At 67.3% G+C, this 14,570-nt stretch carries 14 protein-coding genes; 8 read left to right on the top strand and 6 right to left on the bottom strand.

From position 1 onward, the window contains the following. Positions 1-194 precede the first annotated feature (194 nt). From RR3_RS03180 to RR3_RS03170, 3 genes are all read left to right on the top strand, one after another. On the top strand, positions 195-695 hold the full coding sequence (locus tag RR3_RS03180; protein ID WP_064066093.1) for an LLM class flavin-dependent oxidoreductase: 501 nt from the start codon (positions 195-197) through the stop codon (positions 693-695). Positions 696-721: 26 nt separating this feature from the next. Then, complete coding sequence (locus tag RR3_RS03175) at positions 722-1,339, top strand: cysteine hydrolase family protein (RefSeq protein ID WP_064066092.1); 618 nt, start codon at positions 722-724, stop codon at positions 1,337-1,339. A 98-nt stretch (positions 1,340-1,437) separates the two neighbouring features. Further along, positions 1,438-2,547, top strand: coding sequence for an alcohol dehydrogenase catalytic domain-containing protein (locus RR3_RS03170; RefSeq protein ID WP_040274634.1), 1,110 nt, complete (start codon positions 1,438-1,440; stop codon positions 2,545-2,547). A gap of 230 nt (positions 2,548-2,777) precedes the next feature. Here RR3_RS03170 and RR3_RS03165 read toward each other — a convergent pair whose 3' ends face one another. From RR3_RS03165 to RR3_RS03155, 3 genes are read right to left on the bottom strand one after another with little or no spacing between them, the layout of a single operon-like run. Beyond that, the gene (locus tag RR3_RS03165) at positions 2,778-3,326 is read right to left on the bottom strand and encodes a flavin reductase family protein (protein WP_064066091.1); all 549 of its coding nucleotides are present in this window, start codon (positions 3,324-3,326) and stop codon (positions 2,778-2,780) included. A gap of 57 nt (positions 3,327-3,383) precedes the next feature. Next, on the bottom strand, positions 3,384-4,187 hold the full coding sequence (locus RR3_RS03160) for an alpha/beta fold hydrolase (RefSeq protein ID WP_064066090.1): 804 nt from the start codon (positions 4,185-4,187) through the stop codon (positions 3,384-3,386). Next, on the bottom strand, positions 4,184-5,455 hold the full coding sequence (locus tag RR3_RS03155; protein ID WP_040274637.1) for an LLM class flavin-dependent oxidoreductase: 1,272 nt from the start codon (positions 5,453-5,455) through the stop codon (positions 4,184-4,186). Before RR3_RS03155 ends, RR3_RS03160 begins: the two co-directional genes overlap by 4 nt. Before the next feature lie 193 nt (positions 5,456-5,648). Between RR3_RS03155 and RR3_RS03150 the strand changes: the two genes are divergently transcribed. After that, positions 5,649-6,590, top strand: a complete 942-nt coding sequence (locus tag RR3_RS03150; protein ID WP_052455346.1) for a LysR family transcriptional regulator — start codon at positions 5,649-5,651, stop codon at positions 6,588-6,590. A gap of 175 nt (positions 6,591-6,765) precedes the next feature. On the opposite strand, the gene RR3_RS03145 is transcribed toward RR3_RS03150, so the two are convergent. Then, complete coding sequence (locus RR3_RS03145; protein ID WP_064066089.1) at positions 6,766-7,398, bottom strand: hypothetical protein; 633 nt, start codon at positions 7,396-7,398, stop codon at positions 6,766-6,768. A 310-nt stretch (positions 7,399-7,708) separates the two neighbouring features. Here RR3_RS03145 and RR3_RS03140 point away from each other — a divergent pair, with 310 nt between their 5' ends. After that, positions 7,709-8,167 carry a hypothetical protein gene (locus RR3_RS03140; RefSeq protein WP_048771527.1) on the top strand — a complete coding sequence of 153 codons (459 nt, stop codon included), beginning with the start codon at positions 7,709-7,711 and terminating at the stop codon, positions 8,165-8,167. A 48-nt stretch (positions 8,168-8,215) separates the two neighbouring features. Here the strand turns inward: RR3_RS03140 and RR3_RS03135 are convergent, their stop codons facing one another. Further along, positions 8,216-8,524: a hypothetical protein gene (locus RR3_RS03135; protein ID WP_040274642.1), complete on the bottom strand. Its 309-nt coding sequence runs from the start codon at positions 8,522-8,524 to the stop codon at positions 8,216-8,218. Positions 8,525-8,658: 134 nt separating this feature from the next. After that, entirely contained in the window at positions 8,659-9,504 is an 846-nt protein-coding gene (locus RR3_RS03130; RefSeq protein WP_159105357.1) for a ribonuclease H family protein, read from the bottom strand. 183 nt (positions 9,505-9,687) lie between these two features. Between RR3_RS03130 and RR3_RS03125 the strand changes: the two genes are divergently transcribed. From RR3_RS03125 to RR3_RS24495, 3 genes are read left to right on the top strand one after another with little or no spacing between them, the layout of a single operon-like run. Next, positions 9,688-11,760, top strand: coding sequence for a hypothetical protein (locus tag RR3_RS03125; protein WP_064066087.1), 2,073 nt, complete (start codon positions 9,688-9,690; stop codon positions 11,758-11,760). Between the two features lie 2 nt (positions 11,761-11,762). Then, positions 11,763-13,376 carry a class I SAM-dependent DNA methyltransferase gene (locus RR3_RS03120; RefSeq protein ID WP_026137534.1) on the top strand — a complete coding sequence of 538 codons (1,614 nt, stop codon included), beginning with the start codon at positions 11,763-11,765 and terminating at the stop codon, positions 13,374-13,376. Further along, positions 13,373-14,560, top strand: a complete 1,188-nt coding sequence (locus RR3_RS24495; RefSeq protein ID WP_234420133.1) for a restriction endonuclease subunit S — start codon at positions 13,373-13,375, stop codon at positions 14,558-14,560. Before RR3_RS03120 ends, RR3_RS24495 begins: the two co-directional genes overlap by 4 nt. Positions 14,561-14,570: the final 10 nt, after the last annotated feature.

Raw genomic sequence — 14,570 nt, 5'->3', positions numbered from 1 at the left:
CGCAGGTAGCCACCTCCATACGCGAGCTCCCTGGAACCGTATGGGCCGTCTCGGAACGGGACTTCCGAGCATGCAGCGGTGATATACGGCCGACGCAACCGCCGCTCGACCCTTCGGCATCGCGCCGCCAGGAGCGTGACGGCAACCGGCGAAGGGGTTTCCGCCGCGTCGCGGGCCGCAGCAAGGAGAAGCGCATGGAACTCTGTATCGGCACCGCCGACAACGCACTGCGGTCGATGGGCGACCGCCCCGCCAAGATTTCCGAGTTCACCCATGCCGTCGAGGTCTCACGCGACTCGACGGCCGGCCGTCGCGTCACCCACCACTGGCTCGGGCAGTCCTGCGACGTCGAATTCCTCGACAAGGAGAGCGGCTTCTACAACGTCGCCGAACAGATCCCCATCTGGGTGGCCGCCGGTGGGCCCCGAGGACTGGCCCAGGCAGCCGAGTACGCCGACACCGTTGTCGACTTCCTCGGTCCCGAGACCGACATGATCGGCGTGATCCGGCGCGAGCTCGACAAGGCGGCCGCCGACGCCGGCCTGATGAACGCCCACCGCGACGAACTCGGCGACGCCACCGTCGACGCTTCTCTCGCCGCCGCCCCGCAGCATCTCGGCGACCCGCACGCCGCCGAACAACCGCACTACCTCGACGTGTGGGCCAAGTACCTGCGTGGCCTCGAGCCCGCGTAACACCCGATGCTCAAGAGGAGATTTCAATGGAACTCGATCCCCGCACCACCGCCGTCGTGGCAGTCCACTGTCAAGGCGACGTCGTCGGTCCACACGGTGCCTTCGCCGACTTCTTCCACCAGCAGGTCACCGAACGACAGATCATCGACCGTGTGGCCGGCGTCAACGACGCCGTGCGCCGCGCCGGCGGCACCGTCGTCTATACCCGCGTGGCGTGGAAACCCGACTACTCCGACCTGCACGTCAACTCTCCCCTGCTCGGTCTCGTCGTCCAGTCCGGCTGTCTGAAGGACGGGAGTGAACTCGCCGACATTGTCGAACCACTCGCCCCTCACGATCAGGACGTGGTCGTCACGCACCAGCGGATCGGTGGGTTCGCCGACTCCGACCTCGACGCGGTCCTGCGGGACCGGGGAATCACCACCCTGCTCTTCACCGGTGTGGCCACGAATGTCTCCGTCGAGGGAACCGCGCGCGTCGCAAGTGATCTCGGCTACCGCGTTGTCATCGTTGCCGACACCTGCTCCGCGGCAACACCCGAAGCGCACGAAGCCAGCATCAACTCGCTCAGCCTGCTCGGTGAGATCGCGACCGCCGACGACGTGCAGGACGCGCTCGAGGTCGCCGTCGGCGAGTCCGTCTGACGATCCGACTCCGACGGCTACCGCGCCTTCCCTCGCACGGGACAGCGGCATGCCGTGTCTTCCATCCATCAGCATTCGATCTACAGGAGTTCTCCGACATGACGTCGACCATGCGCGTTGCCCGCTTGCACGAGATCAACCAGCCTATGAGGATCGAGGAGCTCCCCGTCCCGGAGCCGCGGCCGACCGACGTGCTTGTCCAGGTCAAGGCATGCAACGTCGTCCCGAACCTCGGCAACGTCCTCGCCACCTACAGCGAGTGGTTCCCGTACCTGCCGCTGCCGAAGCTGCCCGCCGTCTTCGGTCTCGACTCCGCCGGTGTGGTCGCTGCGGTCGGCAGCCACGTCACCGATGTCGCCGTCGGGGATCGGGTCTACGTCAACCCCGGATTGTCCTGCGGTGCCTGCCGTGCATGCCGGCAAGGACGGGACCAGAACTGCGACTCCTACACGTTCATGGGATATTTCGCGTTCGGTCCGGACGGCCAGAAACTCTTCGATGCCTACCCGTACGGCGGTCTCGGGGAGTATCTCACCGCGCCTCAGCGCAACCTTGTCGCGTTGCCCGACACCGTGAGCTTCGAGGAAGCCGCTCGCTTCGGCTACCTCGGCACCGGATACGCTGCGCTCCGCAAAGCCGGAGTCGGACCGGGATCGACGGTTCTCATCGACGGGATCTCGGGCACCCTCGGGCTCGGGACCTGCCTGAGCGCTCTGGCCCTGGGGGCCACCCGAATCTTCGGCACCGGGCGCAACGCCGACCTCCTCGACGACGTCCGCGCGATCGCGCCCGACCGCATCCACGTATTCGCCGCCGGCTCCGGTGATCTACGCGCCTGGACCCGCGAACACAACAACGGGGAAGGTGTCGACGCCGTGATCGACGCCCTCGGACCCGGTGCGCCCGCCGAGTCCTTCCTCGATGCGCTCGCCACGCTGCGCCGCGGCGGCGTCGCGGTCGATATCGGCGGTATGATGGAACGCCCTGGCCTGGATATGTTCTCGTTGATGTGCCAACAGATCAGCGTTCTGGGAAGCCTGTGGTTCTCGACTGCGGAAGCGCAGGAGATGGCTGACCTCGCCGGCGCCGGCGTGCTCGACCTGTCCTTCTTCGAGCATCACACCTTCCCGCTCGAGAAGATCAACGAAGCCCTCGCCGACCTGCCTGCACGGCACGGCGGTTTCACGAACTTCATCAGCGTTCCGTGACGTGGTGAGTCGACGACGATAGGCGACGTGAGGCTGAGGGCCTTCGCAGGGGACTGCGAAGGCCCTCGGCCTCTTCGTGACGTCACGCGGGCGCAGCGCAATGAACGAGGACGGCATGTGAAACTCGTGGCGGGCCCTGACAGTTGCACTGTCCGACCCACCAGGAGTTCATCTGTTCCCGTTCACCTACTTCCGTCACCGACTGTGGGCGTGTCGGATGTACCTTCACTTCAAGGGTTGCACCGGTGGCCGTGGTCGTGCAGGTGCGAGGTTTGTCCGCGGTAGTACACCAAAGGCCGGTTGTCGCTGAATTCGACCTCGGTGACGCGGCCGATCATGCCGAGATGGTCGCCGGCTTCGAAGACGTGGTCTTGTTCGCACAGCACCGTGGCGACGGCGCCGTGGATGGTGGGGATCCCGTGGTGATACTCCCACTGTCCGAGGTCGAACTTCGCGCCGTCGAGCCGGGCGAAACCGTGACAGATCTCGGCCTGGTCCTCGGCGAGGACGTTGACACAGAATTGTCGGCACCGCCGGAGTTCGGCGAATGTCGACGAGCCGGAGAAGGCGAAGAACGCCACCAGAGGAGGATCGAGGGAGACCGAGGTCAGCGAGCCGATGGTCATGCCGACCGGTTCCCCGTCGCACAGGGCGGTGACGACGGCAACCGAGGTGGGCACGCGGCCCATAGCCCGCCGGATCGTGGCCGCATCGACTTCGAGGGCGTGCTCGTCGTGCGGCCGGGTATCGAGTGGGGTGTGTTGCAGCGTAGTGGGCATGGTCGGTCTCCTGGTGTGTCGGGGACCCGGTCGGAAGGGCATCGGTGCCTGCTCGGGTCAGAGGAGGAATTTGTCGACGGCTTCGACGGTCTCGTCGAGCTTTTCCACCTGGGGGATGTGGCCGCAGTCGTCGATGATGGTGACGGTGCTGTCGGCGACGAGCTTGCGGAACTGTTCGGCGTAGGTCACCGAGACGAGCCTGTCGTTGCGGCCCCACACGATCAGGGTGGGCGCGGTGATGCGGTGCAGGCGGTGACGCAGTCCGCGGTCGGGGATCGGCCAGGCGAATTTGCCGGTGCAACCGAACGCCCACACCATCGCGGCGGCGGCAGCCTGCTGCTGTTCGATGTCCTCGGTCGGCGCGAGCATCGCCTGGGCGGCCGGGCTTGCCGGATCGTGGAACAGCAGGGCCGGTAGTTGGTCGGGGGGTGTGGCGATCCAGTTCGCGACCGGGGCTTGTTCGGTCCACAATCCGATCGGGTCGAGCAGGACCAGCTTGTCGGGCAGGGTGGGGAAGGCGGCGGCGAGTTCGGCGGCGAGCATGCCGCCGAAGGACTGCCCGACCACCACGGGGCGCTCGAGCCCGAGGGTGCGGATCAGTTCCTCGTAGGCCAGCACCATGTCGCTGAGGGTGTCGATGGTGTGGATCGCGTACGGGTTGCCCTCGCTGGTGCCGGGGAATTCGGGGGCGTAGACGGTATACCGGGAGGCCAGATGGGTCAGGAACGGATCCCACGCCAGGCCGGCGGCCGGATGCAGATACAGCAGCGGTGCGCCGGCGCCGGCGACCTTGACGGTGAGGGTCAGTCGGCCGCCCCAGACGTCGACGGTCTGCTCGGTGATGGTGGGGGTGGTGCTCATCGTGCGTTCGCTCCTGCCTTCGTGGTGGCGATGGTGTCGTAGGCGATGGGGGTGCCGCCGAGTCGGCTCGGCCACCAGTGATGTTCGTGGTCGGTGTCGGACCACAGCGTGCGCAGCCGCGGCAGCACCTCTTCGGCGAACAGTTGGATGTTCTTCATCACCAGGTTCCGAGGCAGCGAGCCGAATCCGAGCATGGCGTGCAGATTTCCGATGCCGTATTCGCGGCAGAAGGCGAGCAGCTGTTCGGCTACGGTGTCGGGGCTGCCGACCACGACGACACCCGCGTCGACCAGGTCGCGGAAGGTGGCGGTGCGCATGCGGTGGTACAGGCCGAAGTCACCGGGATCCTTGATGAGGGCCTTGACGCCGTTGATGTCGATGGCCCCGGGCAGGCCGAGCTTTTCGATCGGGATCGAGCCCAATCCCTTGCGGAAGGCATACTCCGCATGGGGGCCGTATTCGACCTCCGCGCGTTCGTCGGTCTCGGCGACGGCGATGGTCTGCAGGAATCCGATGCGGTAGGGATTGCGGGCGACACCGGATTCGTCTGCCTGTTCCCACATGCGATCGAAGATTCGTTTGCCGGTCAGCTTGGCGCCGAACCAACTCAGATAGTTGAATCCGAAACCCCGGTCGAAGCACATCCGCATGGTGCGCGGGTTACCGATGCCGGTGATCCACACCGGCACGTTCTCCTGCAGCGGGCGCGGCCACATGTTCACCATCGGGTACTGGGTGTAGCGACCATTCCAGGCGAACGGTTCCTGCTCGCGCCAGGCGCGCAGCACCAGTTCCAGATTCTCGTCGAATCTGGGACGGACCTCGATGGGTGGAACGCCGTTGTTGATGTTGGCGTCGTAGCTCAGTCCCACGGTCAGTCCGGCGACCAGGCGGCCGCCGCTCATCACGTCGATCATCGCGTATTCCTCGGCGGCCCTGAGGGGTTCGCGGGCCTTACCGAGCGAGCGACCCATCGGATAGATCGCGACGTCGAGTCCTTCGGCTTCGGTCATGTAGGCCAGGGCGCTCGAGATCAGATCCGGGTTGGGCACCATGTCGTAGCTGCTCTGACCGTGTTCGGTGACGGCGACGCCGTCGTAGCCGCTGCGGGCGCCGAGCATGAGCTCGTCCATGAAGTCCCGGATCGAGGAGTACATCCCGTCGCGGGTGACCAGCGAGTACGGGATGCTGCACACCGACTCGTGCTTGGTTTCGAAGTCGTCGGGCAGGTACCGGTACGGCGCCTGCAGGAACAGGTTGATCTTCACGTGTTCTCCTCCACGAGTGCGACGAGGTGGGAAACGACCAGCCCGCGGGTCCCACCGGAGCGAGAAGCCCTTCACAGTCCGGGTCGGTGTGATCCAGCTCTCGAATCGAGCCTAGGGAGCGGATATCTAGATGTCTAACACCTTTTTCTTCATTGATTGAGATGTTTTCCATCTGGATGTCAGACTGGGAAGTATGGAACTGCGCCACATGAAGTACTTCGTCACCGTCGTCGACGAGGGCAGTTTCACCCGGGCAGCCGAGCGACTGTCCGTCGCGCAGTCACCGGTCTCCCACCAGATCCGCAAGCTCGAACGCGAACTCGGCGTGCGACTGCTCGAACGCACCACCCGTTCGATCTCGCTCACCGAGGCCGGCCGCGTGTTCTACGACCGCTGCGTCGCCCTTCTCGCCGCCGCCGAAGACGCGGTGGACTCTGCCCGCAAGGCCGACCGCGGAGAGGTAGGGTCGCTCTCCTTGGGGTTCACCGGTTCGGCCACCTACGACCTGATGCCCAACCTGGTCCGTGCCTACCGCGACCGTAACCCGCTGGTGGAGCTCACTCTTCGTAGTGAGATGCTCACCCCGGCCCAGGTTCAGGCCCTGCTCGACGGCACCCTCTCCGTCGGGTTGCTCCGACCCCCGGTGAACGCCCCCGGCGTCGTCGTCGAACTGCTGCGCAACGAACCCCTGCTGGTGGTCCTGCCCGTCCAGCACCCTCTGGCCGTTGCCACCGCGATCGACCTCCACGATCTCGCCGACGAGGCGTTCATCGGCTACTGTTCCCCGTCGACCATGCACGACACCCTGGTCACCGCGTGCAGGCAGGCAGGCTTCGTTCCCGCCGTCCGGCAGCAGGTGGCGGAGACCGCCACCCTGGTCGCCCTCGTCGCCGCCGGCCTCGGGGTCGCTCTCGCGCCTGAGTCGGTGCGGCACCTGCGTATGAACGGTGTCACCTACCGATCGCTGAGGTCTCCGACGGTCTCCGTGCCGCTGGCATTGGCCTACCGCGAAGACACCATCGGCCCACTCATCCGTCGCTACCTCGACACCGCGCGAACCGTTCTCCGCAGCAAGAAGCTCCTCGACACCATGTCCGATCTCGACGACCTGGGCCAGTACATCGACACGATCTGAAGCGCGTCCGATTCCTTGTCGTCGGGCGGCCGATCTTTCGCTCGGGCTGGCGTAGAAGGAATCACGACCTGCGCGTCCGGACCCCGTTAGCTGTCAGTTCCGATGACGCTCGGTCAGATGGCCAGTCTTCCACCGAGCAGAGCGCCGGACCAGCCGATGAGTGGCGGATCCGGGTTCAGTCGTCGTCGCCGTTCTCCTTGTCCTCGCCGCGACGGCGCAGGAAATTGAACCCCGGCACGCCGACGATCGCCTGCCGCACATCCTTCGCCACTCCGAGCAGCTCGTGGATCTCCGGGGCGACGGTCTCGAGCGTGCCGAGGATCGGCATCAGCGCCGTCATCCGGTCCGCGAGCTCGGGCAGCTGATCGAGCAGCACGACCGCCGCGTGCACCTCCTCGGCGCTGAGCTCGTCGATGAACTGGCCGGCGAGCGGCGCCGCCCGAGTCGCCATCGGGGCGTACGTGTCGAGCAGTTCGCCCGCCGAGTCGGACGTGCGGCCGGCCGACGCCACCACGTCCTGTGCGCGGCGGGCGACGGTCGCCGCCTCGCCGACCACCGCCGAACTGCTGTCGACGACCTCGCCGACCCGCCCGACGGTCGCGCGGGCCTCGGTGACCACGTCGTCGATCCGCGCGACGATCTCGCGGGCATCGGTGACGACGCCGTCGATGCGCCCCACCAGGGCCTCGGTCGTCTCGAGCAGGTTGACGACCCGGCCGGGGACGGACACCGCGAACTCGGCGACCTCCACGGTCCGGTCCAGGACGAGGCGGGCGGCTCCGACGGGCGCGGCGAGAAGCGACATCATGTGCTCATCCTGCCGGACCGAGGTACGTGGGCCGCGCGGGGACCGGCGAGAGTTCAGGGCGCGGTCGAGCCTCGCCGGCATCCTGGGGGAACGCCGATCGTCGGGGTGTGACATCGCGGTGGCGGACGCCGTATCGTTTGCGTCACCAGGTCTCCGGGCGAGCATCGGCCGTGTCGACCGGAGATCCGGGAGCGTGTCTCCGCAAGTGGCATTCGAACCTGCCGATTCCGAGCCCGGCCGCTGCGGTCGCGCGACACCGCGGTCGGGGGCAACCCGCGACGCATTTCGCTCGGATCGGGAGGTAGCAGTGATGAATGTCCTCGACAAGACCGCGCAGGCGGTCGTCGGCGTGGCAGACGCCACCACCCGCGCCGCCGGCGCCGTCGGCGGCGCCGCGCTGGGCGCACTGACAGGCAGCGTGCGTGGCGCCGCCGAAGGAGCTCGCTCCGGTCTCGGCAGCGGAGCCGAGTCGACGCCGACGGCAGCGGCAACGATCGTCGTGCTGGGCGCTACCGGCCTGGCAACCGGTATCGCCGCCGCGCCCGTGCTGGCCGGACTCGGCGCCACGGCCCTGGCCATCCGGCTGCTCACGCCTCGTCCCACCCCCACACCCGGTGCTCCCACGACCGAGCGTGCTCCGGCGCCGACCCCGGACACCACACCCACGAGCCCCGGTGCGCCCCCGATCGCGGCAGCGGCGAAGCCGTCGGCGGGGAAGTCGACGACGGGGGAGCCGCCGGCACAGAAGGCCCCGGCACGGAAGCGGTGATCGGAGGCTCGAGTGCACCGCCGCGAGGCCGGCGTCCGGTGCGCTCGACTACGTCGCAGGGACGACCGCGGCGCCCGCGTTGCCGTCCGTCGCCGCTCCCGGCGAGCCAGGACGTTCGGCGGCGGACTTGGCATGCTCGGTGACCAGGACCTGGCCCACGCCGATTGCCACCGCCACGGGCCACTCGATCAGATCCAACGCCACGAGCAGGCCGAGGCCGGCGAAGTAGGCGAGTTGTTCGGGCCGCGGGATGTCGAGCCGGCCCACCAGGGGCAGGCGCACCGCGAAGCGTTCGGCGTCGCGGGCCACACCGGCAAGGGTGCGGTGGGACTGCCAGAAGGACTGTTCGTCGGCCATGGCCATCTCTTTCGTGAGCTGTGCGCCATCGGACGCACTCCAGGCTTCCACCATCGATCCTAAGGCGGTCCCGTTCCGGCCGGCCTCGACCATTTCCCGGTTCGGCCGATTTCGCGCGTATAGGCGAGGGCGGCTCAGGCTGCTGCGGACGTAGGGGTGAGCAGCGAGGCGACGATGTTCGTGGCAATCGTCTGCCGGGCCGCGGAAGGAACCTGGGCCTCGTGAGCGCGCCGGGCGGCCACGGCGAGGCGATCGGCGACCTCGTTGAGCGGGTGCCCGCTGTGGCCGCGCACCCACGAGTAACGGATCGGCAGGCCGCGGGTGCGGTGCCGGATGCGGTCGGCGATCACCGTCGCTTCGGTGGTGAGCGGGGCTTCGCCGCGCAATCCCGCGAGCGCGTGCCGACTGTCACTGAGGATGTGCAGGGGCCGGTTCCGGTAGGTGGTGACGGCCAGTTCGATGGCGAGGAGCTCACCGGCCAGGATCGAGCGCGTGTCGGGGAAGATCTTCTGCCGGAAGTTGCCGTCGGCCCGCACACACGCCACTCCCACGCCGCGACGCGAACCCTTCGACGCGTCGGTGGCCACCGTCTGCTCGACCAGAGGGTTGGTCTCTGCCTCGCGGGCGGCGTCCTCGGCGGCCAACCGCTCGGCGACGTGGCGGCCGATCGCCTCGGCGGCGGCGCGGGCCAGCTCCCCCAAGGGGCCGTAACCGATGTCGATCAGGGTGATCGAGGGGAAGGAGCCCGCGACGGCGTGCAGTTCCCGGCGCAGGTCCGCGTCGGTCAGGTGCAGCCGCACGGACGTGTCGGCGGTACGGGCGCACAGTTCGGCGAAGGCGTCGAGGCCGACGGCGAAGCGGGCCTCGGCGCTGTGCTCCGGGCGGACGAACAGCGCGATGCCCGCGTCCGTGGCCAGGGCCGCGCAGCTGAGCGAGCCAGTAGCGGTGGTGGTCTGCCTGATGTGGATCGCTGCGAGCATGACGTCCTCCTCGTCCGAATCGGGTACGGACGAGAATGCCGCGACTGAGCCGCCATTCGCCAAGTGCATATTGATAACCGGGGTTATCGATCTTTGTGAAGGGCGTGTCGGAAACGTCGTCTAGATTGGGGAAACCGCGCCGATCGCGGGCGTCGAGGCAAGAGTAGAGGGGAGGGCCGACACGTGAGTACCGGTTCTGCGCTCCTGCTGTCCAAGGCGGACATCGCGGCACTCGCCCGCGTGCAGCGGCCCGTCGTCACCATGTGGGCGAAGCGGTATCGCGGCCCGGATCGGCCGTTTCCCGAGCCGGTGCGCGCCGACGGCCGACAACACCGTTACCGTGCGGACGACGTAGTCGCCTGGCTGTCGAGCCGCGGACTCGGCAACAATGCGTCCGTCGCCGAGGACCTCGCCGCGCACGCAGCCTTCGAGGATCCCGCCGGTGCGGACGCGGCCACAGCGTTCGCGGCGCTGACCGCCCTGCTGTGCGTCAAGGCCCGCACCGGGGAGCAACTCGCGGACCTCGACGGCGACGACCTGCTCGACGAGGCCGACGACCTCGACCCCGACGACGCGTACCTCTACCGCGAGATCGAGGCGCTCGGCGGGCGGCTACCCACTTACGCCGCGCACGCCGACCGCATGGCCGACGCCGCCTACACCGTCGAGCACGCCTTCGAGACCCTCATGGCGCAGCGGTTCCGCCTGCCCCTCGACGCGCTGGCCGATACGGCGCTCAGCCCTGCCGCGCTCGAGATGTGCGCGCGAGTCGTCGGCGCGCTGGCGCCCGACGACCGGGCCGTCTTCGTCGATCCGTCGCCGGACGGCAGCGATCTGTTCGTCGCCCTGCGGCAGCGCCTGCCGGAGTTCGTCGAGCCGATCGCGATGACCGGCCACGCCGACACCCCGACGGCGCGCCTGGCGCGGCGCCGGCTGTCTGTGCACCGATGGCGTCGCCGCCCCACGCCGGCAACGGGATTCGACGAGGACTTCTCGATTGACGGGCCCGCCGTGTTCCTCACCCAGTACCCGTCGCCGTCCACCCTCGGCTACTCCGATGCCCGAATCCTCGCGGAGATCGACAACATCACCGTGCAGATGGGCTCTGAGCATCTCGCGGTGATCGTTGGGCCGGCATCCGCGTTGACCGATCCCTTGCGCGACCGGGAGGCTGCCGCCGTCCGGGCCGACCTGCTGCGGTCGGACCGGTTGCGCGCCGTATTCCGCCTCCCGGAGGGACTGCTCGTCACGAAACCGGGGTCGTCGATGGCGTTGTGGGTGCTCGGAGCGCCCGACGACTCCGTCGCACCCACGGACCGGTGGACGGTGCTGGCGGACCTGCGGACCAGGGCGCTCGACGAAGCGGTGACCGACGGGATCGTCTCCGACGTGACCGCCGCGCTGGGGTCGCGCGAGCACCTGCGAGCCCACGCATTCGAGTTCGCCTCGGTGCACCGCACCTCCACGCTGCTCGCCGAGGACCGTCGCGGCCTGCTGCTACCCGCGCCCCGGCGCCGGCGTCGCCGCGTCGCGGGCAACGAGACCGCGGCCGAGGCGGCCGAGCTGGTGGGCGCGGCGAACCGGGCGGCGCGTGCGGTGCGGGACGACCTGCACCTGGGCGTCGAATACCGGCAGGCCCCGCGCCCGGCGCCGACCGCCGGCCGGCTCGCCGATGCCGGAGTGCTGAAGGTGATGCCCGGTAACCGCATCGATGACGACGATGTCGAAGTCGGCGGCGACGTGCGCGTCATCGGCACCGACGAGCTGCTCGGCCGCGCGCGCATCGGCGACCGCGGCATCGACCGCCTCGTCCTGGCGACTCGCTACCCGAGCGGACGCTACACCGAGCCGGGCGACATCGTCTTCTGCACGGCACCGGAATTCGGCGTCGTCGTCGACCAGGAGGGCGCCGCGGTCGTGCTGGCACCGGCGCGCGTGCTGCGGGTCGCCGACCCGCACGCCTCGGGAGTCCTGCCGGAACTCGTGGCGCGCACGCTGCGTCGCATGCCCGTCGCACCTAAGCCCGCCGGGGCCATCCGGTCCGGGCAGGTGTGGCGGGACTGGCCGATCCCGGTCGTGGAGGCCGACCGGATTCCCGCGGTGAGCGCCGCACTGGAGGAGCTGCGCGCGCGACGCGAGGCCGCACGGCAGCTGCTCGACACCCTCGACCGACTCACCGATACCTTGACCGACGGTGTGGGCCACGGCGTTCTCACCGTCACCGCAGGAGCCCGGCCCGGCCGGGAGGAAGGTTGACCATGCCACCGAGGAAGAAGACGGCGCCCACCGCGCCGTCGACGATGAAGGAGCTGAAGGACACGCTGTGGAAGGCCGCAGACAAGCTACGCGGCTCCATGGACGCCTCCCAGTACAAGGACGTGATCCTCGGGCTGGTGTTCCTCAAGTACGTCTCCGACGCGTTCGACGAGCGCCGTGAGCAGATCCGCGCCGAGCTCGTCGCCGACGGTCTCGACGAGGACGGCATCGCTTCGCTCATCGACGACCAGGACGAGTACCTGGGGTCGGGTGTGTTCTGGGTGCCGGAGCCGGCGCGGTGGTCGTACCTGGCGCAGAACGCCAAGGGCATCCAGGAGGCGGCCGGTGTCGAGGCCCGCACCATCGGCCAGCTGGTCGACGCGGCGATGCGGGAACTGATGAACGCCAACGAGACCCTCGTGGGCACCTTGCCGGTGATCTTCAACCGCGACAGCGTGGACCAGCGGCGCCTCGGCGAGCTGATGGACCTGCTCGGCGACACCCGCTTCACCGGTGAGGGCGCTCGTAAGGCACGCGACCTGCTGGGGGAGGTGTACGAGTACTTCCTGGAGAAGTTCGCCCGCGCCGAGGGTAAGCGCGGCGGCGAGTTCTACACGCCGGCCGGCGTGGTGCGGGTGCTGGTGGAAGTGCTCGAGCCGTACAACGGGCGGGTGTACGACCCGTGCTGCGGGTCGGGCGGCATGTTCGTGCAGACCGAGAAGTTCATCGAGCACCACGGCGGCAACCCGACCGACGTCGCGGTGTACGGGCAGGAACTCAACGAGCGTACGTGGCGGATGGCGAAGATGAACCTCGCAATCCACGGCATCACCGCGAATCTCGCCGACCGCTGGGAGGATACGTTCGCCCAGGACAAGCACCCGGATCTGCTCGCCGACTACGTGATGGCGAATCCGCCGTTCAACATCAAGGACTGGACGCGTAAGGACGACGACAAGCGCTGGAAGTACGGCGTTCCGCCGGCCGGTAACGCGAACTATGCGTGGATCCAGCACATTATCTCCAAGCTCGCCGAGAAGGGCAGCGCGGGTGTGGTGATGGCGAACGGGTCGATGTCGTCCAACTCCGGAGGCGAGGGCGAGATCCGGGCGCGGCTCGTCGAGGCCGACCTGGTCTCGTGCATGGTGGCGTTGCCGACGCAGTTGTTCCGTAGCACCGGCATTCCGGTGTGCGTGTGGTTCTTCGCGAAGGACAAGTCGGCCGGTGTGAAGGGCAAGGTCGATCGTCGCGGCCAGGTGCTCTTCCTCGACGCCCGCAACCTCGGCTACATGGTGGATCGCGCCGAGCGCGCGCTGTCGGACGACGACATCGCCAAGATTGCCGGCACCTACCACGCTTGGCGCGGAACGGAATCCGCATCCGGTGAGGAGTACGCGGATGAGCCGGGCTTCTGCTACTCGGCGACGCTCGCGGAGATCAAGGAAGCCGATTACGCACTCACGCCGGGTCGGTACGTCGGTGCGGCCCCGATCGAGGACGACGGCGAGCCGATCGCGGAGAAGATCGCGCGGCTGACGAAGGAACTGTACGAGCAGTTCGACGAGTCGGCGCGGTTGGCGGCTGTGGTGCGGGAGCAGTTGGGGAGGGTGGAGTGAATCCTCGAGGAATCCCCCGGCGACGACTGCGCTTGGGTGACGCGATAAGAATCAAGCACGGTTATGCATTTCCTGGATCAGGATTCTCGGATGAACCCATTTTTCCTACTCTGTTGACGCCCGGCAACTTTGCGATTGGCGGAGGTTTCAAGGAGGCAAAGACGAAGACGTTTTCTGGCCCCTATGACGACGCCTATAGATTGAAGCCCGGCGATATTGTGGTCACCATGACGGATTTGAGCAAAGAGGGCGATACGCTTGGGAATCTCGCAGCCATTCCGTCGGGGAAAATTTACCTTCATAACCAGCGTATTGGCTTGGTCGAAGTAACTGATAAGTCTGCGATCTTTCCCCAATTTCTGATTTATTTCTTGCGGGGTGCCGAATATCGCTCATATATTCTCGGTACTGCTTCAGGAAGCACTGTCCGTCACACAAGCCCCTCGAAGATTTGCGACTATGTAGCGCACATCCCTGATCTCGATGAGCAACGTGCCATATTCGAGGTCCTCGGCGCCCTCGACGACAAGATCACTGCAAACCGCAATCTTGCGCAGACATCCGACCGAATGGCGGCTGCCCTCGTTCGTCAACGAGTCGTCGAGGACGAGGTGATCCTCGTTGCTGATGTTGCATCGGTGACGATGGGATCTTCGCCCCCCGGCGACTCGTACAACGAGGATGGCAATGGGATGGTGTTTTATCAAGGCAATCGGGACTTTGGATTTCGGTCACCGACTAACCGGTTGTGGACCGTTGACCCGAAGCGAGTAGCGGAGGCTGGCGACACCCTGTTGAGTGTCCGCGCGCCCGTCGGGGAGCTGAATGTTGCGAATGAGAAGACCTGCATAGGTCGAGGTTTGGCGTCGCTTCGCTCGAAAGATGATTCGCCGTCGCTGCTATTCCATCGACTCAAAGTTGCGCCCGGATTGTGGGATCGGTTCGAGAGCGGAGGAACGGTTTTCGGGTCGATCAACGGCAAGGAACTGAACTCGTTACCAATTCCTCGAATTGACGACGGGCAATCGCTCGAGCCGAAACTTGCAGAACTGGACAAGGGCGTCGCCTCGGCTGAGGCGGAATCGAAAACTCTCGCCGCGCTCCGCGACACCCTCCTCCCGCGCCTCATGTCCGGTGAGCTCCGCGTCAGGGACGCCGAGGCAGTCGTCGCCGACGCCGTCTGACCGAAGCTGT

This window comes from Rhodococcus ruber NBRC 15591, assembly GCF_001894945.1.
In the GTDB taxonomy this organism is placed as follows: Bacteria; Actinomycetota; Actinomycetes; order Mycobacteriales; family Mycobacteriaceae; genus Rhodococcus; species Rhodococcus ruber.
The sequence above is the reverse complement of the archived record's forward strand: the minus strand, read 5'-3'. Positions and strand labels throughout refer to the sequence as shown.

What these genes read in the sequence shown, in the direction of transcription:
- RR3_RS03160 (WP_064066090.1), bottom strand. Translation starts at nt 4,187, where the DNA reads ATGAGCACCACCCCCACCATCACCGAGCAGACCGTCGACGTCTGGGGC.
- RR3_RS03140 (WP_048771527.1), top strand. Translation starts at nt 7,709, where the DNA reads ATGAATGTCCTCGACAAGACCGCGCAGGCGGTCGTCGGCGTGGCAGAC.
- RR3_RS03130 (WP_159105357.1), bottom strand. Translation starts at nt 9,504, where the DNA reads ATGCTCGCAGCGATCCACATCAGGCAGACCACCACCGCTACTGGCTCG.
- RR3_RS03145 (WP_064066089.1), bottom strand. Translation starts at nt 7,398, where the DNA reads ATGATGTCGCTTCTCGCCGCGCCCGTCGGAGCCGCCCGCCTCGTCCTG.
- RR3_RS03135 (WP_040274642.1), bottom strand. Translation starts at nt 8,524, where the DNA reads ATGGCCGACGAACAGTCCTTCTGGCAGTCCCACCGCACCCTTGCCGGT.
- RR3_RS03180 (WP_064066093.1), top strand. Translation starts at nt 195, where the DNA reads ATGGAACTCTGTATCGGCACCGCCGACAACGCACTGCGGTCGATGGGC.
- RR3_RS03120 (WP_026137534.1), top strand. Translation starts at nt 11,763, where the DNA reads ATGCCACCGAGGAAGAAGACGGCGCCCACCGCGCCGTCGACGATGAAG.
- RR3_RS03150 (WP_052455346.1), top strand. Translation starts at nt 5,649, where the DNA reads ATGGAACTGCGCCACATGAAGTACTTCGTCACCGTCGTCGACGAGGGC.
- RR3_RS03165 (WP_064066091.1), bottom strand. Translation starts at nt 3,326, where the DNA reads ATGCCCACTACGCTGCAACACACCCCACTCGATACCCGGCCGCACGAC.
- RR3_RS03170 (WP_040274634.1), top strand. Translation starts at nt 1,438, where the DNA reads ATGACGTCGACCATGCGCGTTGCCCGCTTGCACGAGATCAACCAGCCT.
- RR3_RS03175 (WP_064066092.1), top strand. Translation starts at nt 722, where the DNA reads ATGGAACTCGATCCCCGCACCACCGCCGTCGTGGCAGTCCACTGTCAA.